The sequence below is a fragment of the Carboxydothermus islandicus genome (assembly GCF_001950325.1).
GTDB lineage: Bacteria > Bacillota > Z-2901 > Carboxydothermales > Carboxydothermaceae > Carboxydothermus > Carboxydothermus islandicus.
Genome location: NZ_BDJL01000107.1, coordinates 1 through 241, shown reverse-complemented (window position 1 = coordinate 241; position 241 = coordinate 1). Strand labels below are relative to the sequence as shown.

1 rRNA gene is annotated in these 241 nt (G+C 59.8%); it reads right to left on the bottom strand.

Annotation, left to right across the window (positions count from 1 at the left end):
* Positions 1-4 precede the first annotated feature (4 nt).
* Positions 5-241: ribosomal RNA gene (locus ciss_RS09685) — 23S ribosomal RNA — on the bottom strand; the annotation flags it as partial.

Here is a 241-nt window from a genome sequence, read left to right as displayed (position 1 = left end):
GTCCTCGACCTATTAGTACCGGTCCGCTCAACCGATTGCTCGGCTTACACGCCCGGCCTATCTACCGGATCTTCTCTCCGGGGTCTTACTCTGGATTGCTCCAGATGGGAAACCTCATCTCGGGGCTGGCTTCGCGCTTAGATGCTTTCAGCGCTTATCCATTCCGCACTTGGCTACCCAGCGGTGCCCCTGGCGGGACAACTGGTTCACCAGCGGTGCGTCCATCCCGGTCCTCTCGTAC